General features: G+C 38.8%; 1 protein-coding gene. It reads right to left on the bottom strand.

The window, feature by feature from the left end:
- The coding region (locus AOA61_RS31435; RefSeq protein ID WP_218197429.1) for a hypothetical protein at nt 1–255 on the bottom strand (255 nt) is incomplete at both ends.

The following is a 255-nucleotide window of genomic DNA, read 5'->3' as shown; positions in this document are numbered from 1 at the left end:
AGTTAAGATAGTACCACCTTCAGCACCAGCTTTCTTAGATGCATCCACTATTTTACCAGCATCTCCTTTATTCACAACACTTACGATCAGTTCAAAGTTAACGTGACTATCTGTCATTTTATCCAATGCCTCCTCGTCTAAAGACATGTCCTGTTTATTGTGTACGATGCCTGTAACTCCTTTAACATCAATAACAAACCCTATTCCCTGTCCAGGCTTTTTTAATTTCCCTGCCTCTATAATCCGTTCTAATAC

This window comes from Pseudomonas sp. 2995-1, from assembly GCF_002742505.1.
GTDB classification, from domain to species: domain Bacteria; phylum Pseudomonadota; class Gammaproteobacteria; order Pseudomonadales; family Pseudomonadaceae; genus Aquipseudomonas; species Aquipseudomonas sivasensis.
The sequence above is the reverse complement of the archived record's forward strand: the minus strand, read 5'-3'. Positions and strand labels throughout refer to the sequence as shown.